Origin of the sequence: Corynebacterium tuingiense (genome assembly GCF_046718165.1) — a bacterium.
Lineage (GTDB): Bacteria > Actinomycetota > Actinomycetes > Mycobacteriales > Mycobacteriaceae > Corynebacterium.
In genome coordinates, this window is the sequence record NZ_CP177101.1 from 684239 (window position 1) to 708317 (window position 24079).

Annotated in this window: 19 protein-coding genes, 3 rRNA genes, 1 other RNA gene and 1 pseudogene; 21 read left to right on the forward strand and 3 right to left on the reverse strand. The window is 57.0% G+C overall.

Annotated elements, in window-relative coordinates; genetic code table 11:
• The first annotated feature begins 176 nt into the window (after positions 1–176).
• The 4 genes from ACLI1T_RS03315 (at position 177) to ACLI1T_RS03330 (ending at position 3991) form a co-directional block, all read left to right on the forward strand.
• Entirely contained in the window at positions 177–1268 is a 1092-nt protein-coding gene (locus tag ACLI1T_RS03315) for a S1 family peptidase (RefSeq protein ID WP_411703012.1), read from the forward strand.
• 240 nt (positions 1269–1508) lie between these two features.
• On the forward strand, positions 1509–1793 hold the full coding sequence (locus tag ACLI1T_RS03320; protein WP_411703013.1) for a FeoA domain-containing protein: 285 nt from the start codon (positions 1509–1511) through the stop codon (positions 1791–1793).
• Between the two features lie 3 nt (positions 1794–1796).
• Positions 1797–3734, forward strand: coding sequence for a ferrous iron transport protein B (gene feoB, locus ACLI1T_RS03325; protein ID WP_411703014.1), 1938 nt, complete (start codon positions 1797–1799; stop codon positions 3732–3734).
• The gene (locus ACLI1T_RS03330) at positions 3731–3991 is read left to right on the forward strand and encodes a MarR family transcriptional regulator (protein WP_411703015.1); all 261 of its coding nucleotides are present in this window, start codon (positions 3731–3733) and stop codon (positions 3989–3991) included. Before feoB ends, ACLI1T_RS03330 begins: the two co-directional genes overlap by 4 nt.
• On the opposite strand, the gene hisN is transcribed toward ACLI1T_RS03330, so the two are convergent.
• Together hisN and ACLI1T_RS03340 are read right to left on the reverse strand one after the other, a co-directional pair.
• Positions 3988–4770, reverse strand: coding sequence for a histidinol-phosphatase (gene hisN, locus ACLI1T_RS03335; RefSeq protein ID WP_411703016.1), 783 nt, complete (start codon positions 4768–4770; stop codon positions 3988–3990). The two genes, ACLI1T_RS03330 and hisN, sit on opposite strands and share 4 nt — an antisense overlap.
• On the reverse strand, positions 4763–5599 hold the full coding sequence (locus ACLI1T_RS03340; protein WP_349868558.1) for an inositol monophosphatase family protein: 837 nt from the start codon (positions 5597–5599) through the stop codon (positions 4763–4765). The genes hisN and ACLI1T_RS03340 overlap by 8 nt, the downstream gene beginning before the upstream one ends.
• Positions 5600–5659: 60 nt before the next feature.
• On the opposite strand from ACLI1T_RS03340, the gene prfB reads away from it, so the two are divergent.
• Positions 5660–6763, forward strand: a complete 1104-nt coding sequence (gene prfB / locus ACLI1T_RS03345) for a peptide chain release factor 2 (protein WP_411703017.1) — start codon at positions 5660–5662, stop codon at positions 6761–6763.
• Positions 6764–6784: 21 nt separating this feature from the next.
• On the opposite strand, the gene ACLI1T_RS03350 is transcribed toward prfB, so the two are convergent.
• Positions 6785–8407, reverse strand: coding sequence for an AbgT family transporter (locus ACLI1T_RS03350; protein WP_023025795.1), 1623 nt, complete (start codon positions 8405–8407; stop codon positions 6785–6787).
• Between the two features lie 120 nt (positions 8408–8527).
• Between ACLI1T_RS03350 and ftsE the strand changes: the two genes are divergently transcribed.
• From ftsE to ACLI1T_RS03430, 16 genes and pseudogenes are all read left to right on the forward strand, one after another.
• Entirely contained in the window at positions 8528–9226 is a 699-nt protein-coding gene (gene ftsE / locus ACLI1T_RS03355) for a cell division ATP-binding protein FtsE (RefSeq protein WP_411703018.1), read from the forward strand.
• Positions 9223–10125: a permease-like cell division protein FtsX gene (ftsX, locus tag ACLI1T_RS03360; protein ID WP_411703019.1), complete on the forward strand. Its 903-nt coding sequence runs from the start codon at positions 9223–9225 to the stop codon at positions 10123–10125. The genes ftsE and ftsX overlap by 4 nt, the downstream gene beginning before the upstream one ends.
• A gap of 44 nt (positions 10126–10169) precedes the next feature.
• Positions 10170–10673 carry an SsrA-binding protein SmpB gene (gene smpB, locus ACLI1T_RS03365; protein ID WP_023016945.1) on the forward strand — a complete coding sequence of 168 codons (504 nt, stop codon included), beginning with the start codon at positions 10170–10172 and terminating at the stop codon, positions 10671–10673.
• The gene (locus tag ACLI1T_RS03370) at positions 10666–11031 is read left to right on the forward strand and encodes a DUF488 domain-containing protein (protein ID WP_411703020.1); all 366 of its coding nucleotides are present in this window, start codon (positions 10666–10668) and stop codon (positions 11029–11031) included. Before smpB ends, ACLI1T_RS03370 begins: the two co-directional genes overlap by 8 nt.
• Before the next feature lie 66 nt (positions 11032–11097).
• Positions 11098–11480: a transfer-messenger RNA gene (gene ssrA, locus ACLI1T_RS03375) on the forward strand.
• Positions 11481–11554: 74 nt separating this feature from the next.
• Positions 11555–12323 (forward strand): annotated as a pseudogene (locus ACLI1T_RS03380) (amidohydrolase family protein).
• A gap of 85 nt (positions 12324–12408) precedes the next feature.
• Positions 12409–13401, forward strand: a complete 993-nt coding sequence (locus tag ACLI1T_RS03385) for a siderophore ABC transporter substrate-binding protein (protein ID WP_411703021.1) — start codon at positions 12409–12411, stop codon at positions 13399–13401.
• Positions 13402–13468: 67 nt separating this feature from the next.
• The gene (locus tag ACLI1T_RS03390) at positions 13469–14434 is read left to right on the forward strand and encodes an ABC transporter permease (protein WP_349851938.1); all 966 of its coding nucleotides are present in this window, start codon (positions 13469–13471) and stop codon (positions 14432–14434) included.
• A 1-nt stretch (position 14435) separates the two neighbouring features.
• The gene (locus tag ACLI1T_RS03395) at positions 14436–15413 is read left to right on the forward strand and encodes an iron chelate uptake ABC transporter family permease subunit (protein ID WP_411703281.1); all 978 of its coding nucleotides are present in this window, start codon (positions 14436–14438) and stop codon (positions 15411–15413) included.
• Positions 15410–16165, forward strand: a complete 756-nt coding sequence (locus tag ACLI1T_RS03400; RefSeq protein ID WP_349851936.1) for an ABC transporter ATP-binding protein — start codon at positions 15410–15412, stop codon at positions 16163–16165. Before ACLI1T_RS03395 ends, ACLI1T_RS03400 begins: the two co-directional genes overlap by 4 nt.
• A gap of 592 nt (positions 16166–16757) precedes the next feature.
• Positions 16758–18276 (forward strand): 16S ribosomal RNA (locus ACLI1T_RS03405).
• Between the two features lie 514 nt (positions 18277–18790).
• Positions 18791–21869, forward strand: a 23S ribosomal RNA gene (locus ACLI1T_RS03410).
• A gap of 160 nt (positions 21870–22029) precedes the next feature.
• Positions 22030–22147: ribosomal RNA gene (gene rrf / locus ACLI1T_RS03415) — 5S ribosomal RNA — on the forward strand.
• The 16S, 23S and 5S rRNA genes sit together here, the layout of an rRNA operon.
• A gap of 111 nt (positions 22148–22258) precedes the next feature.
• Positions 22259–23440, forward strand: a complete 1182-nt coding sequence (locus tag ACLI1T_RS03420; RefSeq protein ID WP_411703022.1) for a hypothetical protein — start codon at positions 22259–22261, stop codon at positions 23438–23440.
• Positions 23441–23576: 136 nt separating this feature from the next.
• Positions 23577–23813, forward strand: coding sequence for a peptidylprolyl isomerase (locus ACLI1T_RS03425; RefSeq protein ID WP_278723585.1), 237 nt, complete (start codon positions 23577–23579; stop codon positions 23811–23813).
• Complete coding sequence (locus ACLI1T_RS03430) at positions 23797–24060, forward strand: type II toxin-antitoxin system RelE family toxin (protein ID WP_023017564.1); 264 nt, start codon at positions 23797–23799, stop codon at positions 24058–24060. Before ACLI1T_RS03425 ends, ACLI1T_RS03430 begins: the two co-directional genes overlap by 17 nt.
• Positions 24061–24079: the final 19 nt, after the last annotated feature.

The following is a 24079-nucleotide window of genomic DNA, read 5'->3' on the forward strand; positions in this document are numbered from 1 at the left end:
GGGGTGAAGAATAGGGCATCGAAAAGTTTTTGGGTACGGATTAATAGTGTGATCACCCCCGAAACCTGAAAGAACGGTAACGGCTTGGAAACAGTCACAGGACTTAGCTGCTTTCACACGTCATCCATGTCAGGATTTAGCTAGCACGATTCTGACAACTGAAAGAAGGTACTTTGATGCTTCGCATTCCGCACCTAAAGAAAGTCCTGGTGGGCTCGGCTTTCGCTGGTGCGTTTTTCTTGGGTTCCCCGGCAGCAGGCGCCCAAGAACTGCCCCAACCGGATATTGACTCGGCAGGGTTAATCAACCAAGTGCGCGATGGCCTCGCGGACTTTGGGATTGAGACCCCAGAGGTGGATAAGCAGGTCACCGATACCGTGGATTCCGCGGTGCAGAACGCGCGCGATACGGTGGCGAATAACGTCCAGCAGGGGGCCCAGTACGCGGAGCCGGCCACCAACCCGAATCCCTTCGGGCTGCTGGAGCAAGCCACCCAGGTAGAGCAAAAGCCGCTGGGTAATAATCCCAACTACCAGTGGAAAAATGATGGGTTTTCCAAGGTAGCTGCGGGCAAGCCCGATTCGGACTTTGTTCTGCACCGCGTGCCGGGTTCCTTGTTCGATGCCCCGCGCATTCCTGAAGAATCCGATGTTGCCATGAACCAGGGCAAGTCCCTCTATGGCCCTGGAACTCCCATCTATATCAATGGTGACACCATGTGCACCTTGAGCGTTGCCGGCAATGACGATGCCGGTCGCAAGGTGGGGCTGACCGCGGGGCACTGCGGCAATGAGGGTGATGCCATTACCTCGGCCGATTCCGATCACATTGGCCCGACGGGCACCATCGTGGCCAAGAACGACGAGCTGGATTATTCGGTGATCGAATTCGGCTCTAATGCTGAGGTCACCCGCACCTACAACGGGGTTACCGTTAATTCCCTGGGCGGAACCGTAAACCCGGGTGAGACCGTATGCAAGCAGGGCGTTGCCACCGGCAAGACCTGCGGTATGACCTATCAGCAGGCACAAAGCATCCAGGTCAACCAGGTCTGCGCCATGATGGGCGATTCCGGCGCGCCGCTGCTCGCCGGTGACCGCCTCATCGGTTCCATCTCCGGCGGCTTCCTGCCGGTGAACTTCCCGTGCCGCACCCCGCTGCAGGGTGCGGTTCACAACCCCACCGCCGCTACCAACATGGACACCGTGTTGGCGGATATGAACCGCCGCGGTGGCGTTGGCGCAGGGTTTACCTTGCCCGAAGCATAAACCGCGAAGCAGATAGCGCCCCGTCCGGCTTTAAGAGCCACGCGGGGCGCTTTTTTATGCGCAATTTCTATGTGCGTATAACGCGCATGCGTCCCGCCAAAGTGGGGGAAAGCGCAGGATAGCCTTGCCTGCAACCAAAGACATAAACTAAGGTGAGACTTACCTATTGTCCATTTAGGAATAGTCAATATCTGCTGTGGCTAACGCTTCCACAGCGAAGTTTGAACTGAGGTTTCCCCCATGCACAAAACCCATTCCACCCCACCAGAAACCGGGCCCATGCGCGCGGACCAAGCACCCACTGACGCCGTGGTGGAACTATCCGCTGATTGCCTGCACAACGCGACCGAGACCCAACCGGCACTGGCCGTGCGGCTGCGCGAGCTGGGCTTTAGTCCTGGTACCCGGGTGCAGATCGGCCGCACCGTTGCCGGCGGTGCGCGCGTGGTCAGCGTAGGCACGGCCCGCTATGCGGTGGATGCACACACGCTGCGCCAACTCGAAGTCATTCCGGTGGAGGCATAAGCGATGGCACATAACTCCACGGCCCCAGCAAGCTGCCACAGCACCTCCACCATGCGGATAGCTGCGGAAGGCACGCCGGTGCTCGCACTGGTGGGCGCGCCCAACTGCGGAAAATCCACCCTCTTTAACGCATTGACCGGAGCGAAGGTCCAGACCGGCAACTGGCCGGGCACCTCCGTCGAGGTCAGCCGCGGGCTCTGGAACGCGCAGCCAGAGGCCTTTGACATCATCGACCTACCCGGCGCCTATTCACTTGAGCCCATGAGCCCGGATGAGGCCTTTACCAAGCAGATGCTCATTGACTGCCCGGCAGACGAGCGCCCCGATGTCGTCGTGGTCCTCGTGGACGCAACGGCCCCGGCCCGCGGGCTCAACTTGGCGCTGCAAATTGCCGCCGAGCCATACCGCGTGGTCATCGGCGTGACCAAGGAGGATATGGCCGAGCAGCAGGGCATTAGCATCGATACTGAAGCGCTCTCCCGCGCCACTGGCATGCCAGTGGTCAGCGTCAATGGACGGCGCCGGCGCAACCTCGACGGGCTGGAAACCACCGTGGCACAGGCCATGCGCGTCGAGCCAACCATCATCCGCCAGGATTCCGGCCTGGATCAGCGCTTTGCGGATCTCGATGCCGCCGAAAAAGCTGCGGTCCACCGCGTGGAGGTAGGCGAGACCCTCACCCAGCGCGTGGACCGCGTGGTGCTGCACCCAGTGGTGGGCCCGCTGCTCTTCCTCGCGGTGATGTGGGCGGTCTTCTTCATCACCACCACGGTGGCAGGGCCCATGCAGGACGGCCTCGAAGACCTTGTCACCGGTCCGGTCTCGGACGCGGCCCGCGCCGGGCTCGAAGCCATTGGTCTGGATCACTGGCTGATTTCGGGCTTGCTTGTTGATGGCCTCATTGGCGGCGTCGGCATGGTCCTGACCTTCGCTCCGCTACTGGCGCTGATGTTTCTGTGCTTGGCGGTGCTGGAGGATTCCGGCTACATGGCGCGCGCCGCGGTGGTCACCGATAGGGTGATGCGCTCGATTGGCCTGCCTGGCAAGGCCTTTATCCCCATCGTGGTGGGCTATGGCTGCAACGTGCCGGCGATTTCGGCCACTCGCGTGCTTGGCGATGTCCGCCACCGCATCCTTACCTGCCTGCTCATCCCCTTCACCTCGTGCTCGGCGCGGCTTATCGTCTTTATGATGCTGGCGCAGGTCTTTTTCCCAGATCACGCCGGATCGGCGGTCTTTGGCATGTACGTTCTGTCCATCGCCCTGGTGGTAGCCGTGGGCTTGGCACTGCGCAAAACAGTCTGGCGCGCCATGCCGTCCGAGGCACTCGTTATCGACTTGCCGTCGTATCAGCTGCCCACGTTCAAGCTATCGCTTTCGGTCATGTGGGTGCGCTTAAAGGGATTCCTGCATACCGCCGGCGGCATCATCGTGGCCACGGTAGTGGTCATTTGGCTGCTCATGTCCATCCCGGTTACCGGTGGCCACTCCTTCGACGAGGAAGCCGTCCCGCCGGAGGACTCGGCGTATGGCGCTGTATCCAAGGCGATATCCCCGGCGTTTGCGCCGGCCGGTTTCGATTCGTGGTCCCTAACCGGCCCGCTGGTGACCGGTTTTGTGGCGAAGGAAACGCTGATTTCCACCTGGGCGCAGACCTACGCCGTCGATGACGTCACGGATGCGGATCCTGAGGAACAAGCCGAGTCTTCGCTGGCCGATCACATCCGCAGCGATTTCGATGCCACCTCCGGCGGGCACGGCCTAGCTGCGGTGTGGGCATATATGGTCTTCCTCTTGGCCTATACCCCGTGTGTGGCCACGGTAGCCGCGCAGCGGCGCGAAATTGGCTGGAAGTGGACGCTCATCGGCTTTGCCCTGCAGCTCGTCACGGCTTGGGTCTTGGCCGTCGGCGTCTTCCAAGTGCTGAGGTTATTCCTATGAGCCCTACAGACAAGGTAAAAGAAGCGATCCGCAGCGGTTACTCCACGCCCGCGGACATCGCCCGCGCGACGGGATTAGGGCAGGGGACGGTGGAGGTTATCCTCGCTCACTTGGAGCACAGCGCGCAGCTTGTGCGCGAATCGCTTTCTTCATGCCCCACAGGCGGCTGCGGAAGCTGCTCGCAGAGCGCCGGCTGCTCCGGCGCCGAGGCCGGGCGCCGTGGACCGGTCTTATTGAAGCTTTCGGCCCGACCTTAATCCTGCAGCATCTGCAAAGCGGCCTTGTGCAGGCGGCCATTGGACGCAATGGCCGATCCGCCGTGCGGACCAGGATTGCCGGAAAGATCCGTGAACGTGCCGCCGGCCTCGGTTACGAGAAGGGACGGTGCGGCGAGATCCCAGAGGGAGACCTCCGGCTCAGTGGCGATATCGACGGCGCCTTCTGCCACGAGGCAGTAGGACCAGAAATCGCCGTAGCCGCGCAGACGCCACGTCTTATCCGTGAGGTTGAGGAACTTATCGCGCAACCCACGCTCGGACCAGCCGGTGAGCGAGCTCATGGCCAGGGATGCATGCCCAAGCTTTTCGATCTGGGAGACGTGCAGGCGCTTCGGCTCGCCGCCAAAGACGCGGTAGGCACCGGCGCCTTTCGCCGCGTACCAGCGCCGGCGCAGGGCAGGGGCGGAGACCACGGAGACGACCGGCTCGCCGTCCTCGAGCAGGGAAATAAGCGTGGCCCATACTGGCACGCCGCGCACGAAGTTCTTCGTGCCATCGATGGGATCGATGACCCACTGGCGGCCCTCATAACAGGCCTGGCCGCCGAATTCTTCGCCCAAAATCTCATCGCGCGGGCGGGAGCGCTTCAGGGAATCGCGAATGTGCTTCTCGCAGTTGAGATCCGCATCCGAGACTGGGGTCAGATCCGGTTTTTCCTTGACGGATAGATCGGTGGCCTCAAAACGGTGCATCGTGACCACATCGGCGTGACCGGCTAACTCGAGTGCGAGACCTAAGTCTTCTTTGAATTTACCCACGGAGCCATTCCTCCATTTGTTGAACTACTTGTTTATTTCCGGCCAAGCACCACTCGACGCCACCGGCTTCTACCTTGCGGGCTGCACCACCGGCGGCCTCAATGAGAGCCTTGCCAGGGAACCAATCCCAATCTGCTACCGAGTGCTGCATCCAAGCGCCCCACGTACCTTCTGCCACGGAGGCCAAGTCCACTGAACCGGCACCAAGCATACGGACTGTAGCAAAGTTTTCGGTCACCCGCTGCCACGCAGCACGAATTTCTGGATCCGCCAGCGACGTAGGGTGCAGGTAGGACGAGAGCGAGGTCTCTTCCGCGGGCTTATTTGCCAGCTTGGCGACGTCCTTGCCATCCAGCGAGGTGGGGTAGTCGCGCCCGCCAAACCATGTATAGCCCATGGCGGGGCGGTGGACGGCGCCGAGGGCGACCCCGGAAGCATCGGTAAGCGCGAGCGCCGAACACCAATAATCCGAGCCAGAGGTGAAATTATAGGTGCCATCGACCGGATCGATAACCCAATTGCGCCCAGACTGGGACTCGCGGGCGGTGCCTTCCTCACCCACGAGGCCGTCCTCGGGGCGCACGGCCTCTAGCACGCCGGCGACGAAGCGCTCTGCGGCGCGGTCCGCATCCGTGACCACGTCAGAGATAGAGGTTTTCTGCTCGACCGAGACGCCCATCTCGCGCAAGCGCCAAGCCAAGCGTCCGGCGTTATACACAAGCGCCTGCGCCAAATGGGCATCCCCATCGTCTGCATGCGCGACAATAAACGTTTTGATGACCGCATCGATCATCTCCTGCAAGCTTGGCTTTTGATCCATGCACACCATTGTCACCCTAAATCCAACCAATGGCTAATTCTGTGGGGGAGGTGGGTAAGATTGGGCCCTATGCGTCCCGAAGTAATTACACGGCTCAAGCAATTGGACACCACCCTGACCACCATTGAAAAGGTCATGGATCCGGAAGCCTTGGCTGCGCGCATTCGGGAATTGGAAGCCCAAGCTGGGGATCCCTCGCTATGGGATGACCCCGAGCACGCACAAAAGGTCACCTCTGAGCTGTCTTCAGCACAGGCAAAGGTCCGCAAACTGGAATCCTTGCGCGGGCGTTTAGATGATATGCCGGTGATGTACGAGCTCGCGGAGGAAGAAGGCACCGTCTCGGTAGCCGATGAAGACCTTGCTGATCTGGAAAGCGCCATCGAATCCCTCGAGGTAACCACCATGCTCTCAGGGGAATATGACCCGCGCGAGGCCGTGATCAATATCCGCTCCGGTGCCGGCGGGGTAGACGCGGCCGATTGGGCGGAGATGCTCATGCGCATGTACACCCGCTGGGCGGGAAAGCACGATCACAAGGTGGATATTTACGATATTTCCTATGCCGAGGAGGCGGGCATTAAATCCGCTACCTTTGTGGTGCACGGGGAATACATGTACGGCCAGCTTTCCGTGGAACAGGGCGCGCACCGCCTGGTGCGCCTTTCGCCCTTTGATAACCAGGGCCGGCGCCAAACCTCCTTTGCAGAGGTCGAGGTCCTTCCCGTGGTGGAGCAAACGGACCACATTGATGTGCCAGATAACGAGGTGCGCGTGGATGTGTACCGTTCCTCTGGCCCCGGTGGACAGTCAGTTAACACCACCGATTCCGCGGTGCGCCTGACTCATATCCCCACCGGCATCGTGGTCACTTGCCAGAACGAGAAGTCGCAGATCCAAAATAAGGCCTCTGCCATGCGGGTTTTGCAGGCCAAGCTCTTGGAGCGCAAGCGCCAGGAAGAGCGGGCGGAGCTCGATGCGCTTGGCGCCGGCGGCAATGCCTCTTGGGGCAACCAGATGCGCTCTTATGTTTTGCACCCGTACCAAATGGTCAAGGACCTGCGCACCAATTTTGAAATGGGCGATCCCTCCAAGGTGCTCGATGGGGACATCGATGGATTCTTGGAAGCCGGCATCCGGTGGCGGATGCAACAAGAGCGCGGGGAGGATTAACCTCAACCGCGCTCTGCAGGCTTAAGCCGGGTAGTGCATCGGGGCGCCCGGCCCGAGCGGGATACCCAGCAGGTACCACACGATAAAGAAGATGAACCAGCCAACGATCATGGCGATGGAATACGGCAGCGCCAGTGACATCAGCGTGCCAACGCCCGCCGGCTTGTAGTAGCGCTGCAGGAAGGTCAGTGCGAGGGCGAAGTACGGCGACATCGGTGTGATGATATTTGTCGGCGAGTCACCGATACGGAAGAGCATCTGGGAGACCTCAGGCGAGATGCCCACGTACATCATCATCGGGATGATTACCGGCGCCATCAGTGCCCACTGCGCAGAACCTGAGGTAATGAACAGGTTGAGGACTGCCACCATGGCCACGAGTGCGGCGAACATCAAGACGGGCGGCAGCGACCATGCCTGTAGCAGCTCAGAACCCTTAATCGCGGTCCAGACACCGAGGTTGGACCACTGGAACCACGCCAAGAACTGGGCCACAGCGAAGAAGAGCACCAGCATGGGAACCAAGGTCTTAATGCCTTTAGCCATGAAATCTGGCACGTCGGAGGCGGACTTCAGCGTGCCGGCGTAGATGCCGTAGACGATGCCGCACACCAAGAATGCCAGGGCAATGGGAACCGCAATCGCGCTAATGAGCGGCGACTCCATGAAGCTATCTTCTTGGCTTGCCAGCGGGGAGCCTGGGATAAAGAGCAGAGCAAAGAATCCCGCGAGGAAGATGACTAGCGCGATGCCAGAGGCGGTCAAGCCCTTTTGCTCCTCCGGCTTTACCCGCAGCTCGTCTTCTTCTTCCTCGAAATCAACGTCGCTTTCTTCCTCGTCCGCCTCGTTATCAGCGGCGCCGGCGGCCTGGGAGAAGGAGACTTCCTCGTAATTGATCTTGTCGTGGTTGACCAGATCGCGGGCCTTTTTCACCATGAACCATTCCGTGACGGCGGTGATGATAAGGGACAATACGATGGCGGATGGGATGACGAAGAAGATATTGGCCAGCGGGCTGACCTCATAAGCCTCATCCACGAACTGCGCGGCGGGCGTGGAAATACCGGCCAGCAGGAGGTCAGTAATGTTCAGGATCAGCGAGGCGTTGAAGCCTGCCGAGGACGCTGCAAAGGCCACCATGGCGCCCACGATGGGGGAGCGTCCCACCGAGTGAAAGGCCATTGCGCCTAGTGGGATGAGGATGACATAAATGGCATCGGAGGCCACGGAACCGGTCACGCCGGCTAGCGCGACGATGAAGGTAAGGAGCTTCGGGCTGACCTTGGTCACCATGGCGCGCACGAGTGCGGACAAAAGCCCGGACTGCTCGGCCACGGCCACACCCAGCATCACTGCCAGGATGACGCCCAACGGCGGGAAGCTCGTGAAGTTTTCCACCGCGTCCGTGACCATGCGCGAGATATTTTCGGTGGTCAGGAGGGATTCAACCTCGATGGTATCGCCGGTTTTAGGGTCCTCGGCGCTCATGCCAATCAAGTGGCCAATCCAGGAGGTAATGGCGACGATGATCGCGAGGATAACGAAGAGCCAGAAAGGATCGGGCAGCTTATTGCCAATCTTTTCTACGGTGCCTAAAAAGCCGCTTGCTTTCTCCGGTTTTTCTTTGGTTTTAGTCTCGGCCATAGTATCGGCACTTTCTGTCGATCGGGTCGGGCATCATTGCGCACCAGATTTTGTGTTCTAGACTACACTACTAAATAGCGTTCACAGGTTGCTGTCAACTTTGATTGCTACAGTAGCGGAGTGATTACTTTCGAAAACGTGACTAAGGTGTATTCCGCCCAGTCCCGGCCCGCGCTCGATGGGGTGTCTTTTGACATTGCGGATGGTGAGTTTGCCTTCCTCATCGGACCTTCGGGGTCCGGAAAGTCCACCTTTCTAGAGCTCATGGTGCGCTATAGCAATGTGACCTCGGGCGATATTTACTTCGGTGACTTCCACGTCAATGAGCTAAGCGGCAAGGATATTAACGCCCTGCGCCAATCGATTGGCTACGTATTCCAGGATTTTCGGCTGCTACCCAAGCTCAACGTGTATCAGAATGTGGCGTTTGCCCTGGAGGTCATCGGCAAGAGCAAGCACCGCATCTCCACCGCGGTGCCGCAGGTACTGGAGATGGTGGGTCTGGACAACCGCCACCATGCGATGCCGCACGAGCTTTCCGGCGGTGAGCAGCAGCGCGTGGCCATCGCGCGCGCCCTGGTCAATCGCCCGAAGCTGCTGCTTGCCGATGAACCCACGGGCAACCTCGATCCAGCCACCGCCGACGGGATCATGGACTTGCTGCTGCGCATCAACAAGCGTGGCACCACCGTCGTGATGTCCACGCACAATTCCCGCGCCGTGGATAAGGCGCACAAACGCGTGCTGGAATTGCGCGAAGGCACGCTCGTTCGCGATGAGCACAACGCAGCCTATTCGGCGCAGGAGGAGCAAGCATGAACCTAGGATTCATCTTCCGCGAGGCCACCAAGGGCTTGGGCCGCAACCTGACGATGACCATCGCGATGATCATTACCACGGCCATTTCTGTCGGCGCCGTGGTTGCCGGCATCATGGTCACCAACCTCACCAAGGATACGAAGGATATCTACTTGGACCGCGTGGAGGTCATGGTGCAGCTCAACGAGGATATTTCCGCCACCGATCCAAACTGCTCTACTCCCGCCTGCGCGGATTTAAAGGACCAGCTGGAATCCGATAGTTCCGTGGAATCAGTGGAATTTCGCAACCGAGAGGCCTCCTACGAGCGCTTCCGTGAGCTCTTCCAGGACACGGACCCGGTGATGGTGGAACAAACCTCGCCGGACGCGCTGCCGGCAGCGTTGCACGTGCGCCTCGTTGACCCGGAAGAGGCCTCCGCCATCGATGCTGTGCGGGATAACCCGGCGGTAGAAGAGGTCGTGGACCAGCAAGAAGAGGTGCGCGAGGCTGCAAGCAACCTCGATTCCATCCGCACCGCCACCTTCATCGTGGCCATCGTGATGTCCATTGCGGCCATCTTCCTGGTGGCCAATATGGTGCAAATCGCCGCTTTCCACCGCACCCGCGAGACCGAAATCATGCGCATGGTGGGCGCTTCGCGCTGGATGACGCAGGCGCCGTTCGTGGTAGAAGCCGTGCTCGCTTCCCTCATCGGCGTGATCTTGGGCGGCGCCGGGCTGCTCATCGCGAAATCCCAAGTGATCGATCCTTCCCTGCAGGGCCTGTACGAATCGCAATTGCTGGCGCCGATGAAGTCCAGTGATCTGTGGGTAGCGCTGCCGCTGGTAGGCCTGCTCGCCTTGGCGGTTACCGCTGCCACCGCGCAGATTACCCTACGTTCTTATGTCCGCCGCTAAGCCGTTTGCCGGGTGCGGTAAACGAACAGTACACTGAGGCAATTATGGCTAAAAAGGGCAAGAAGAATAAGAAGGCGGCTTCCGGGGACGCCACGCTTGCGACCAACCGCCGGGCCCGGCACGACTATAAGATCCTCGAAGAATTCGAGTGCGGCATCGTCTTGCTCGGCACGGAGATCAAATCCCTCCGGGAGGGCAAGATCTCGCTCAATGATGCCTTCGCCACCATTGATAATGGCGAGGTGTACCTGCGCAACCTGCACATTCCGGAGTATTCGATGGGGTCGTGGACCAACCACAGTCCGCGGCGCACCCGCAAGCTTTTGCTGCACCGCCGGGAGATCGACAAGCTCTACGGGCAGGTGCGCAATGGCAATAAAACCCTGGTGCCGCTCAAGGTGTACCTCAAAAATGGGTACGCGAAGTTGTCGCTGGCGCTGGCGCAGGGTAAGCAGGATTATGACAAGCGCGAAGACATCAAGCGGCGCGATCAGAACCGCGAAATCACCCGCGAGCTCGGCCGCCGCGTGAAGGGGATTAATGCTTAAGACGGTAAAGGTTCACGACGCAGTCAAGGGCGAGGACTCCATTTCCGGAGCCGGCGTCCTAGTAGACCGCCTGTGGCCGCGGGGCATCGCCAAGGCGGACCTGGACTATGACGAATGGTTCAAGGACGTGGCGCCTAGCCCCGAGCTGCGCAAGTGGTGGAGCCATGACGCGGATTCTTTCCAAGAGTTTTCGCGCCGCTACCGCGCCGAGCTCGATGAGCGGGAATCCGAAGAGCTCACCCAGCTGCTCTCCTTGGCAAAGGAGGGGGACCTCACCCTGCTCTTTGGTGCTGCCGACCGCGAGATTAACCACGCGGTGGTCTTAAAGGACTGGCTGGAAGAGCACTTGGAGAAATAAAAGCGTCTGCGGTAGTGTTGGAATAACCGTAGGGAATGATGCACTATCCCGTCCCTACAGTGCTATGGGGTTGATTTGGTTTCGACTTCGTACACTGCGCCAGGGGAAGCGTGCCGGTGAAGGCTACCGACCACCGTTTAAGCGTCGTAGCAAACAAATAAACGCAGAGAAGAACTCTCAGCGTGACTACGCCCTCGCTGCCTAATTACAGCGACGCGTGTCTGTCAGCCTAGGTTTCGTTCCTGACCTAGAACCTGGCATCGACTAAGGAACTTGCCGTCTGGCTGTGTCATCAGGGCCAGATGGGACTCTTACTGGTGACTGGGCCCATCATCCGGTACGAGTTCGCCCGAACCGGAGGGCCGAGCAGAGATCATGTGCGAACTGCGCACGGAGAAGCCCTGGCAAGGTGACGAAGGACCCGGGTTCAAGTCCCGGCAGCTCCACCGAGAGCCCCAGCTAGATTCAGTTCTAGCTGGGGCTTTTCTCATAAGGTTGCCCGCGCGCGGCTAGGGTGGTGGACATGCAGCGAGTATTCGATTCCCACCTCCACATCATCGATTTTTCCCACCCCATTCAGGAGAATCAGGGTTATACGCCGCCGGAGTTTTTGGTTCCGGCCTATGACGTATGGCGCGAAAAGCTGCGGAGTGAGGGTTTTGATATCACCGCTGGCGCGGTAGTTTCCGGTTCCTTTCAGGGCTTTGACCAGGGGTATCTGGCAGAAGCTCTGGGGGAGTTGGATAACTTCGTAGGCGTGACACAGCTGCCTGCCGATGTCCCCGATGCTGAAATCCGCCGCCTTGATGGCCTAGGCGTGCGGGCGGTGCGCTTCAACTTCCGGCGCGGTGGCAGCGCAGCGCGGGAGGACCTTGAGGAGCTGGCGTGGCGGATTTATGACCTGGCCGGCTGGCACGTGGAGCTCTATGTGGATGCGGCTACGGTGGGCGATATGGCCCCAGTGCTGAAGAAGTTGCCTGCCGTGAGTATCGACCACCTCGGCCTGAGCGCGCAGGGGGTAGATGGTCTCTTAGAGCTTGTCGATGCCGGGGTAAAGGTCAAGGCCACCGGATTCGGGCGAGTGGACCTCGATCCGAGGGAGGTGGTGCGCCGCATTGTCGACGTTGATCCAACCGCGCTCATGGCGGGTACCGATTTGCCCTCGCAGCGGGCGAGCCGGGTGTTTTCGGTGGACGATTTCCGGCTCATCGGGGAGGCGGCGGGGGGTACATGCTGATGACGTTTTCTTCGCCAATGCAGCGCGTTTCTATGGGCTGGACGATGTATTTTAGGAAAGGTTACCCTCACCCTTGATTGGTTAGGGTGACTTAAGATAAGTTTATGGGGCATTTGTTTCTCGTCTATAAGGAAAGCACAATGAAGAAAATTCATCGCGCTCTTTTGTCTGTCGTGGCTGTCGCCTCCTTGGCTCTTACCGCATGTAGCACTGCGGAAGAAGAGGACCAGGGCTCGAATAAGGGGACATCGGAAAGCGCACTGCAGATCGAAGATAATAACGGTACCCATGAGCTGGATGTACCGTTCGAGCGTGTCGCGGTAACGGATAACCGTTCCTTCGAAATCCTCGCGGATTGGGACGTCAACATCGTGGCAGCCCCGCTGGGCATCGTTCCGGATACCCTGTCGGACAAGATCAATGAAGACACGATCGAGGCCAACCTGGGCATGCACCGCGAACCCGACCTGGAGGCGCTGGTTGCCGCAGAGCCGGACATCGTCATCAACGGTCAACGCTTCACCCAGCACCAGGCCGATATCGAGGCTTTGATGGAAGATACCCCGGTCCTGGACTTCTCCCCGCGCGATGACAAGGATATGGCGGAAGAACTCATTCGCCAGACCGAAGCATTGGGCAAGATCTTCGACCACGAAGATGAAGCAAAGAAGCTTGTCGATGACTTCAACAAGGCCCTGGACCGCGCCAAGGATGCCTACGATCCTGAGAAGACCGTCATGGCCGTCAACACCTCCGGTGGCGATATCAACTACATCGCCCCAGGTAAGGGTCGCTTCTTTGGGCCATTCTTTGACCTGCTGGGCATGAAGCCTTCCCTCGAGGTGGAAAACGCCAGCGATGACCACGAGGGCGATGACATCTCCGTCGAGGCAATCGCTGATTCCAACCCTGACTACATCCTCATCATGGACCGTGACGGTGCCGTGGCCAAGGATGAGGCAGGCTACACCCCAGGTAAGAAGCTGGTAGAGGATTCCGCGGCACTCAAGAACGTGACTGCCGTGAAGGAAGGCAAGATCGTTTCCGCTCCGCAGGATACCTACACCAATGAAAACATCATTACCTTCACGGAGACGCTCAACGCGATGGCAGACGCGTTTGAAAAGAACTAGCCACCACTAAAAATCGGAAACCGGAGGGATTTGTGCCCTCCGGTTTTCAGGTGCGTAAAGGATAGTTATGGAAACCACCACCCGCACAAAGGTCTGGGATTGGAAGCTCGGCCTCGGCGTGCTCATCGTCGCCGCGTTGCTCGTTGCCTCCTTGCTGACTGGGCAGTACGACGTTTTTGGTGCCGACGATGGCGCCGCCATGTTCGGCATTACCCGCTTGCCGCGCACCATCGCCTTGGTACTGGCCGGCGCGGCCATGGCTGTAAGCGGCCTGGTCATGCAGCTGCTCACCCAGAATCGCTTCGTCGAACCCTCGACCACCGGAACCACGGAGTGGGCCGGGTTGGGCCTGCTCACCGTCATGGCCGTCGCGCCCACGTCCTCGATTCTGGTCAAGATGATTGGTGCGGTGGTCTTTTCCTTCCTGGGCACCGTCGTATTCTTCCTCTTCCTGCGTCGGGTGACCCTGCGCTCCTCGCTCATTGTGCCTATCATCGGCATCATGCTGGGTGCCGTGGTCTCTGCAATCTCGACGTTTTTCGCCCTGATGACCGATATGCTCCAGCAATTGGGAATCTGGTTCATGGGCTCGTTTACCGCGGTGTACAAGGGCCAATACGAGGTTTTGTGGATCGTGCTTTTGGTGCTGGTGGCGGTGTACATTTACGCCGACCGCCTCACCGTGGTTGGCTTGGGCGAGGACGTGGCCACCAACGTCGGGCTGAACTATAACCGCATGTTGTTGCTGGGAACTGGCCTCATCGCCATTGCTACGGGCGTGGTGACCGTCGTCGTGGGTTCGCTGCCCTTCCTGGGCCTAATCGTGCCGAATATTGTCTCCATGGTGCGCGGCGATGACCTGCGTTCCAACGTGCCTTGGGTCTGCCTGTTGGGCATTGGCATCGTCACGGTGTGTGACCTGGTGGGTCGCGTCATCATCGCCCCATTCGAGATGCCGGTTTCGGTCATCCTTGGCGTCATCGGCGCCATCGTCTTCATCATCATGATTGTGAGGTCGACCCGTGCGAACTAAGATGTCCGCCCCGCCAAAGAAATATTGGATCACGCTGGTCTGCGTATGGGGCCTAGCTGCGGCTTTGGCCTTTGCCTACCTGGCCTATGGCAATCCGATGGAGTTTGGTACGCGCAAGTTTTGGCTCATCGCCCAGCGCCGCGCCGATGCCCTCATCGCCATGGCGATCGTCGCTGTGTGCCAAGCCATGGCGACGGTTTCTTTCCATACCGTGACCAATAACCGCATTTTGACCCCGTCCATCATGGGCTTTGAGTCGCTGTACGTTGCCATCAATACCGCGACCATTTTCTTCCTGGGTGCTAGTGGGCTTAACGATGCCCGCACCTTGCCCACCTTCCTCATGCAAATGGGCGTCATGGTGGGCCTTTCCCTGGTGCTTTATTCGTGGCTGCTAACCAACAGAAAACAGAATATGCACGCCATGCTGCTGGTCGGCGTGGTCATCGGTGGTGGCCTAGGCTCGCTGTCTACCTTTATGCAGCGCATGCTAACCCCCAGCGAGTTCGACGTGCTGACCGCGCGCCTTTTTGGCTCCGTCAATAACGCCGAGACTGAGTACTATCCCATCGCCATTCCCATCGTGGCCATCGCTACCACGCTGTTGGTGCTCAATGCGCGCAAGCTCAACGTGATTTCCTTGGGCGCCGATGTCAGCACCAACTTGGGCGTGAACCATAAAGCGCACGCAATTTACACGCTGGTGTTGGTCTCGTTGTTGATGGCGACGACCACCGCGCTGGTAGGTCCCATGACCTTCCTGGGCTTTTTGGTGGCTACGCTGGCTTATCAATTCGCCGATACCTACGATCACCGCTATATCTTTCCGATGGCGGTGGGCTTAGCATTCTTCGTGCTCATTGCGGCCTACTTCCTCATGCAGCACGTATTTTCCGCCCAAGGTGTGGTGTCCATCATCATTGAGCTGGTAGGTGGCTCCGTGTTCCTGTTTGTCATTATGCGAAAGGGCCGACTGTGATCGAATTAAAGAACGTTTCTAAAACCTATTCCGCCGAGACCGCTATTGGTCCGCTCAACCTGACCATCCCGCAAGGAGGCATCACCGCGCTGGTGGGGCCGAATGGTGCGGGTAAGTCGACGATGCTCACCATGATCGGGCGCCTGCTCGACATGGATGAAGGCAGCATCGAAATCGCCGGCTATGACATTCAATCCAGCAAGTCCGCCGACCTGGCGAAGATTGTGTCTATCTTGCGGCAGGAAAATCACTTCGTCACGAAACTAACTGTGCGCCAGCTCGTGGGCTTTGGCCGCTTTCCCTATACCAAGGGTCGACTTAATAAACACGATGAAGAGGTCATTTCCAAATACATCCACTTCCTGCATTTGGAAGAATTGCAGCACCGCTACCTTGACCAGCTGTCTGGTGGTCAGCGCCAGCGCGCGTACGTAGCCATGGTGCTGTGCCAAGAAACCGATTACGTGTTGCTAGATGAGCCTCTGAATAACCTGGACATTTCGCACTCGGTGGACATGATGCGCCATCTGCGCGAGGCTGCCCAGGAATTGGGGCGCACGGTCATCGTGGTTCTGCATGACATCAACTTTGCCGCGCGCTACGCGGACTATATCTGTGCTTGCAAGGGCGGGCAGATCGTCGAATTCGGTCCGGCCGAGGAGATTATGCGCGACGATATCCTGACGCCCATCTTCAACACTCCGGTGCGCGTTATCGATGGGCCCGATGGAAAGATCGCGTGCTATCACTAAAAACAAACGTTGGCCTGCGAGTTTGCGTTGTGTAGTGGGGTGGTATAAATTTTAGCGAGTCGCCGAGAGGTAGCCGGTTGGTTACTTTTGAGTGACTTTTTGTACTGGCTTGGTCCGAGGATTTGACTTGGTTCAGGTTGTTGGGTAAGTTGGTACGAGCCGCCAACGAGAGGTTAACGTTTGGTGAATTTTCTTGTGGTGTGTGGATGTTGTTTGAGAACTCAATAGTGTGCCAATGTACTTATTTTTTATTTTTGTGTGCATGGTTGTGTGTTGATTGGTCTGTTGGCCGGCGAACCTATGGTGGTTTGTTGGTTGGTGTGTGCCGGTAAGGTGTTGGAATACGCATCTTTTTGAATACTGTTTAGTGTTTCGGCTGCATTGATGGATTGGTTGGCATGTGATTGTGTTCAACTTTTTGTCTCCCTTTTTGTGCCCCGTCGGGTTGGGGAGGCAGTGATTTTTTCTTTGTAGTAATTTTTTGGACGCCAGCATGGGCCTGCTTTTGTGGGTTTGTGGTGGTTTGTTCTTTTGGTTAGGTTTGGGCTTTTCACGGCCTATTTTGGAATTTTGTTGTTCTGAAATTTTTCTTTTTGTGGAGAGTTTGATCCTGGCTCAGGACGAACGCTGGCGGCGTGCTTAACACATGCAAGTCGAACGGAAAGGCCCTGCTTGCAGGGTACTCGAGTGGCGAACGGGTGAGTAACACGTGGGTGATCTGCCCTGCACTTCGGGATAAGCTTGGGAAACTGGGTCTAATACCGGATAGGAGCCATCTTTAGTGTGGTGGTTGGAAAGTTTTTTTCGGTGTAGGATGAGCTCGCGGCCTATCAGCTTGTTGGTGGGGTAATGGCCTACCAAGGCGGCGACGGGTAGCCGGCCTGAGAGGGTGTACGGCCACATTGGGACTGAGATACGGCCCAGACTCCTACGGGAGGCAGCAGTGGGGAATATTGCACAATGGGCGCAAGCCTGATGCAGCGACGCCGCGTGGGGGATGAAGGCCTTCGGGTTGTAAACTCCTTTCGCTAGGGACGAAGCTTTGTGTGACGGTACCTAGATAAGAAGCACCGGCTAACTACGTGCCAGCAGCCGCGGTAATACGTAGGGTGCGAGCGTTGTCCGGAATTACTGGGCGTAAAGGGCTCGTAGGTGGTTTGTCGCGTCGTCTGTGAAATTCTGGGGCTTAACTCCGGGCGTGCAGGCGATACGGGCATAACTTGAGTGCTGTAGGGGTAACTGGAATTCCTGGTGTAGCGGTGAAATGCGCAGATATCAGGAGGAACACCGATGGCGAAGGCAGGTTACTGGGCAGTTACTGACGCTGAGGAGCGAAAGCATGGGTAGCGAACAGGATTAGATACCCTGGTAGTCCATGCCGTAAACGGTGGGCGCTAGGTGTGAGGGTCTTTCTACGACTTTCGTGCCGTAGCTAACGCATTAAGCGCCCCGCCTGGGGAGTACGGCCGCAAGGCTAAAACTCAAAGGAATTGACGGGGGCCCGCACAAGCGGCGGAGCATGTGGATTAATTCGATGCAACGCGAAGAACCTTACCTGGGCTTGACATACACTAGATCGCTGCAGAGATGTAGTTTCCCTTTGTGGTTGGTGTACAGGTGGTGCATGGTTGTCGTCAGCTCGTGTCGTGAGATGTTGGGTTAAGTCCCGCAACGAGCGCAACCCTTGTCTTATGTTGCCAGCATTTGGTTGGGGACTCATGAGAGACTGCCGGGGTTAACTCGGAGGAAGGTGGGGATGACGTCAAATCATCATGCCCCTTATGTCCAGGGCTTCACACATGCTACAATGGTCGGTACAACGCGCTGCGACACTGTGAGGTGGAGCGAATCGCTGAAAGCCGGCCTTAGTTCGGATTGGGGTCTGCAACTCGACCCCATGAAGTCGGAGTCGCTAGTAATCGCAGATCAGCAATGCTGCGGTGAATACGTTCCCGGGCCTTGTACACACCGCCCGTCACGTCATGAAAGTTGGTAACACCCGAAGCCGGTGGCCTAAACGTGTTAGGGAGCCGTCGAAGGTGGGATCGGCGATTGGGACGAAGTCGTAACAAGGTACCCGTACCGGAAGGTGCGGGTGGATCACCTCCTTTCTAAGGAGCTTTTTTATTGGGCTGCAGTTGCAGCCATGGCCCACAGTTGTGGGTTGCCCACCGTGTTTGATGGTGGGTTGGTGGTTGAGTGGGCGAGTGTTCTGCTGCCACCGAATTTGGAAATTCCGGGTAGGAGACACACCTTAATCAGCAGTATTAAGTGTTGAGACAGTGCTTTGTGACATGCGTAAAAGTGTCCATGCATACAAAATTAATGTTGAGTGGTAAGTCGTTGGTGCATTGTTGGGTGTCTGGGGCATTATCCCCTTATTGTGTGCCTGACTGGTTGATGGATGCCATTCATTGTGGTGGTGTTTGTTGTCAGTTGGGGTGTTGTGTGAGAACTGTATAGTGGACGCGAGCATCTGCATGATGCCATCTGCTTGTGTGTGGGTGGTGTTGTGTGTGTGATGTGATTTTTCTTTTTGTTTATTTTGTCAAGTTCACTTGTTGCTGCTGCATGTGGGCTGCGTGACCTTTTTGTTGGTTGTGTGGTTTGTGTGTGGTGGTTGGTGTGTTCGTTATTTAGGGCGCATGGTGGATGCCTTGGCATGCTGAGCCGATGAAGGACGTGTAAGGCTGCGTTAAGCCTCGGGGAGTTGTCAATAAAGCGTTGATCCGAGGATGTCCGAATGGGGAAACCTGGCCCTGGTTATGTGGGGTTACCCTTCAGTGAATTCATAGCTGTTGTGGGGGTTACGCGGGGAAGTGAAACATCTCAGTACCCGTAGGAGGAGAAAATAATAATGATTCTGCTAGTAGTGGCGAACGAACGTGGATGAGGCTAAACCGTGTGCATGTGATACCTGGTAGGGGTTGTGTGTGCGGTGTTGTGGGGCCTAGCTGTGTGTCATCTACCAGTGGCACGCCCTGTGCATTGTTGTTAGGTGAAGTGGTTTGGAATGGCCTGCCGGAGTAGGTGAGAGTCCTGTAGCTGAAGATGATGATGTGGGGGTTGTTGGGTTCCCGAGTAGCAACGGGCTCGTGGAATCTGTTGTGAATCTGCCGGGACCACCCGGTAAGCCTAAATACTCAGTGTGACCGATAGTGGATAGTACCGTGAGGGAATGGTGAAAAGTACCCCGGGAGGGGAGTGAAATAGTTCCTGAAACCATGTGCTTACAATCCGTCAGAGCACTTTTTATTGTGTGATGGCGTGCCTTTTGAAGAATGAGCCTGCGAGTCAGCGGCATGTCGCGAGGTTAACCCGTGTGGGGTAGCCGTAGGGAAACCGAATCCTAATGGGGTGATAAGTGGCATGTCCTGGACCCGAAGCGGGGTGATTTACCCATGGCCAGTGTGAAGCAGCTGTAAGAGGTTGTGGAGGCGCGAACCCACGTAGGTTGAAAACTGCGGGGATGAGCTGTGGGTAGGGGTGAAAGGCCAATCAAACTCCGTGATAGCTGGTTCTCCCCGAAATGCATTTAGGTGCAGCGTCGCATTGAGCTTGGTGGAGGTAGAGCGACTGGTTGGTTGAGCGGGACTACAATCTTAGCAATGTCAGCCAAACTCCGAATGCCATCAATTGTGTTGTGCGGCAGTGAGACTGTGGGGGATAAGCTTCATAGTCGAGAGGGAAACAGCCCAGATCGCCGGTTAAGGCCCCTAAGGGTGTACTAAGTGGAAAAGGATGTGGGATCGCGAAGACAGCCAGGAGGTTGGCTTAGAAGCAGCCATCCTTGAAAGAGTGCGTAATAGCTCACTGGTCGAGTGGTTCTGCGCCGACAATGTAGTGGGGCTCAAGTACACCGCCGAAGCCGCGGCAAGCAATAATTTTTTGTTGTTTGGGTAGGGGAGCGTCGTGCATGGGTGGAAGCGTTACCGTGAGGAGGCGTGGACTGTGTGCGAGTGAGAATGCAGGCATGAGTAACGAATTGTAAGGTGAGAATCCTTACCGCCGGATGACTAAGGGTTCCTGGGTCAAGTTCGTCTTCCCAGGGTGAGTCGGGACCTAAGGCGAGGCCGACAGGCGTAGTCGATGGATAACCAGTTGATATTCTGGTACCCGTACATGTGCGCCCATGATGAAGCACTGATACTAACCACTGCGGATACGCTACCTGTTCACTTTTTTGAGTGTTGGTGGTGTTGATGTCGTGGGGCCTGATGTGTGGTTCAAGTGATGGGGTGACGCAGTGAGGTAGCCGCGCCACTTAGTGGATTGGTGGTGTAAGCGTGCAGATCGTGTGGTAGGTAAATCCGCCGCACAGTGTGGTTGAGGCGTGATGCGTAGACCCAAAAGGGTTGATGGTGGTGATCCTGTACTGTCGAGAAAAGCCTCTAGCGAGTGTGTGTATGGCCCGTACCCTAAACCGACACAGGTGGTCAGGTTGAAGATACTAAGGCGTTCGGGTGAACTGTGGTTAAGGAATTCGGCAAAATGCCCCCGTAACTTCGGGAGAAGGGGGGCCCTGTGATGTGAAGACCCTGTGCGGTTGGAGTGTTGTGGGGTCGCAGAGAATAGAGGGAAGCGACTGTTTATCAAAAACACAGGTCCATGCGAAGACGTTAAGTTGATGTATATGGACTGACGCCTGCCCGGTGCTGGAAGGTTAAGAGGACCGGTTAGTAGTCTTTTGGCTGCGAAGCTGAGAATTTAAGCCCCAGTAAACGGCGGTGGTAACTATAACCATCCTAAGGTAGCGAAATTCCTTGTCGGGTAAGTTCCGACCTGCACGAATGGCGTAACGACTTCTCTGCTGTCTCGACCACAGGCCCGGTGAAATTGCATTACGAGTAAAGATGCTCGTTACGCGCGGCAGGACGAAAAGACCCCGGGACCTTCACTATAGCTTGGTATTGGTGTTTGGTTCGGTTTGTGTAGGATAGGTGGGAGACTGTGAAGCTGTCACGCTAGTGGTGGTGGAGTCGTTGTTGAAATACCACTCTGATCGGATTGAGCATCTAACCTTGGCCCATGATCTGGGTTGGGGACAGTGCCTGGTGGGTAGTTTAACTGGGGCGGTTGCCTCCCAAAATGTAACGGAGGCGCCCAAAGGTTCCCTCAGCCTGGTTGGCAATCAGGTGGTGAGTGTAAGTGCACAAGGGAGCTTGACTGTGAGACAGACATGTCGAGCAGGGACGAAAGTCGGGACTAGTGATCCGGCACCTACTTGTGGATGTGGTGTCGCTCAACGGATAAAAGGTACCCCGGGGATAACAGGCTGATCTTCCCCAAGAGTCCATATCGACGGGATGGTTTGGCACCTCGATGTCGGCTCGTCGCATCCTGGGGCTGGAGTAGGTCCCAAGGGTTGGGCTGTTCGCCCATTAAAGCGGCACGCGAGCTGGGTTCAGAACGTCGTGAGACAGTTCGGTCTCTATCCGCCGCGCGCGTTGAAACTTGAAGAAGGCTGTCCCTAGTACGAGAGGACCGGGACGGACGTACCTCTAGTGTGCCAGTTATCCCGCCAGGGGTAGTGCTGGTTGGCTACGTACGGAAGGGATAACCGCTGAAAGCATCTAAGCGGGAAGCCTGTTTTAAGATGAGGTTTCTTTTGAGGTCCCCTAAAGACTATGGGGTAGATAGGCCAGACTTGGAAGCACTGTAAGGTGTGAAGGCTACTGGTACTAATTGACCAAAACAAACACACCACAACAACCCCCAAAACACTATGTGGTTTGAGGTTGGATTGTTGGGTGGACTTGTTAGGCGAGTAAACAAATAAATGAACACATTCTTGTGTGTCGCGTCCACTATGCAGTATCTGACACAACACCACACGCAGTGGTGGGTAGTGTTCTTTTAGGTTTGTCGGTGGTTCATAGCTACAGGGAAACGCCCGGTCCCATTCCGAACCCGGAAGCTAAGCCTGTACACGCTGATGGTACTGCAACCGGGAGGTTGTGGGAGAGTAAGTCACCGCCGACACCAAACAACAAACAACAAAATACTGTTTATACAGAGAGGGGCAAGGTTACCAATTTACTGGTGGCCTTGCTCCTCTTCTTTGTGATCCCATAATTTTGTATACTGAATCCCATGAGAACTCTTGCACAGGCGGTAACCGATCTCGTTCGGACCAATGACCCAGATCTGTACAAGGGTGAACGCGGCGTTTATTACAGCGACCGCATATATGAAGCCGCTGAGCTATTAGAACAAGCAGTAGAGGATCCCGCACAACTTTCTGGCATCGTGCCGCCGAATCCATCCGATATCGTGCTTGTTGCTCTAGATGCAGTAGAAGAGGTCCTCAAGACTATCCCTAGGGTCAATGACTATGCCCATGCTGTAAGGGATGCCGGCGAAGTCTTGGCGCGGGTAGTTCCTACCGCGGCGCAGCGAGCTAGTTATTCCGGTAGCGCTTTGGCTCACTGGTTCATACGAATGAACGAGATTCTTTCGGTGGAAGAAATTGACCTTGACCCAGTCTATTTGGCGCCGGCCCTTGGAGATGAGGGCGTGGCCCGCATCCGCTCGTGGTATGCGGCGGAACAGGGCGGTGGCTATGTGGGGCGTCGGCTAGCGGTGCTTGAAGGCAGTGCTGAAGCCGTTCTTCGGACCCATGGTCTCAAGGGAAGTGCGGCGTTGCGATATGAGGAGATCATTGGCGGCCTTTGTGACATCGGCCGCTATGGTCTTGCCTTCGATTGGTCCGAGAAGGCGGTTAACGAGTGCGCCGTGGAGGAAACCCGAAATATAGCCTCGGGTTGGGCTGTTCTTGCCAGGGAGCATTTTCCCGAACATTCGGAACGCGTCGCCCGAAAAGTATTCGATACGTACCCGGAACTACCGTCCGCTCAGGAACTCTATGCAGTCGCCCCCGACAAGGCGGAATCGGCGGCGCATATACAACACACGTTGGAGGATAAGCCATGGGATTTGGTGATGTTTCAGCACTTGTGCCTTGAAGACCCTGGACTTGCCTGGAGCACCGTCGTTAAGGCGGGAATGGAACGGCCAATGGCGCAACGGTTCCTCGATGACCTCCCGGCGCAGGTCCTTCCTTTCGTTCGCGACAATGTCACAACTTACCTAGATTCGACGAAGGTCGGTCGTGACATGGGCATCGAGCTGCTGCAGACCATGAGAGAAAAGTCGTCGGAGCTGGGAGCGCCCTGGGATGCGGATTTCAACACGCTCTTGACAGATCTACGGTGCCGCTATGCAGAGCGGTATGTCGTCTTAAGGAGACTGGACGAGGTTTCCTTTATCACTTGATTCGGCTACCGAGAAAACGCTCAATTTGTGCCTATGGGTGAGAAGGGAGTCAGCAGTACGACGTGACCACAGCAAAGCGCCGGCAATGCTCACAGGGTGGTGTACAAATCGCTTTACTTGTTGTAAACATGTTTACATGAGCGAGTCAGTAATTCGTTTGCGCGTTAACGCGAAGCAGAAAGAGCGCCTAGATGCGCTTGCTTCGCGGACTGGGCGGACTGGGGCCTTCTATCTTCGCAAGGCCCTAGATTCCTACCTAGATGAACTTGAGTATGTGTATGCGCTTGAAGCCGAAGCCGAAGCAGCACGACGCGGAGAATTGGACACAATCTCCCTGCAGGACTTAGAGGACGAGTGTGGCTTGGTCGATTGAGTTCACCCCGCGTGCGGCAAAGTCGTTTCGGAAGCTCGACAAACCGGTACAGAAACAAATCAGTAAGTTCCTTCGTGAGGTAGCAGAGTTAGACGATCCTCGTGTGCGCGGTAAGGGGCTCGTCGCGGACAAGTCTGGATTGTGGCGATGGAGAGTAGGGGATTATCGGGTGATTGTTTCTATCCTCGATGAAGCTGTGGTCGTCAACGTCATCGATGTAGGACACCGACGCAATATTTACCTTTAACCATTTGGCAAAGGTAAAA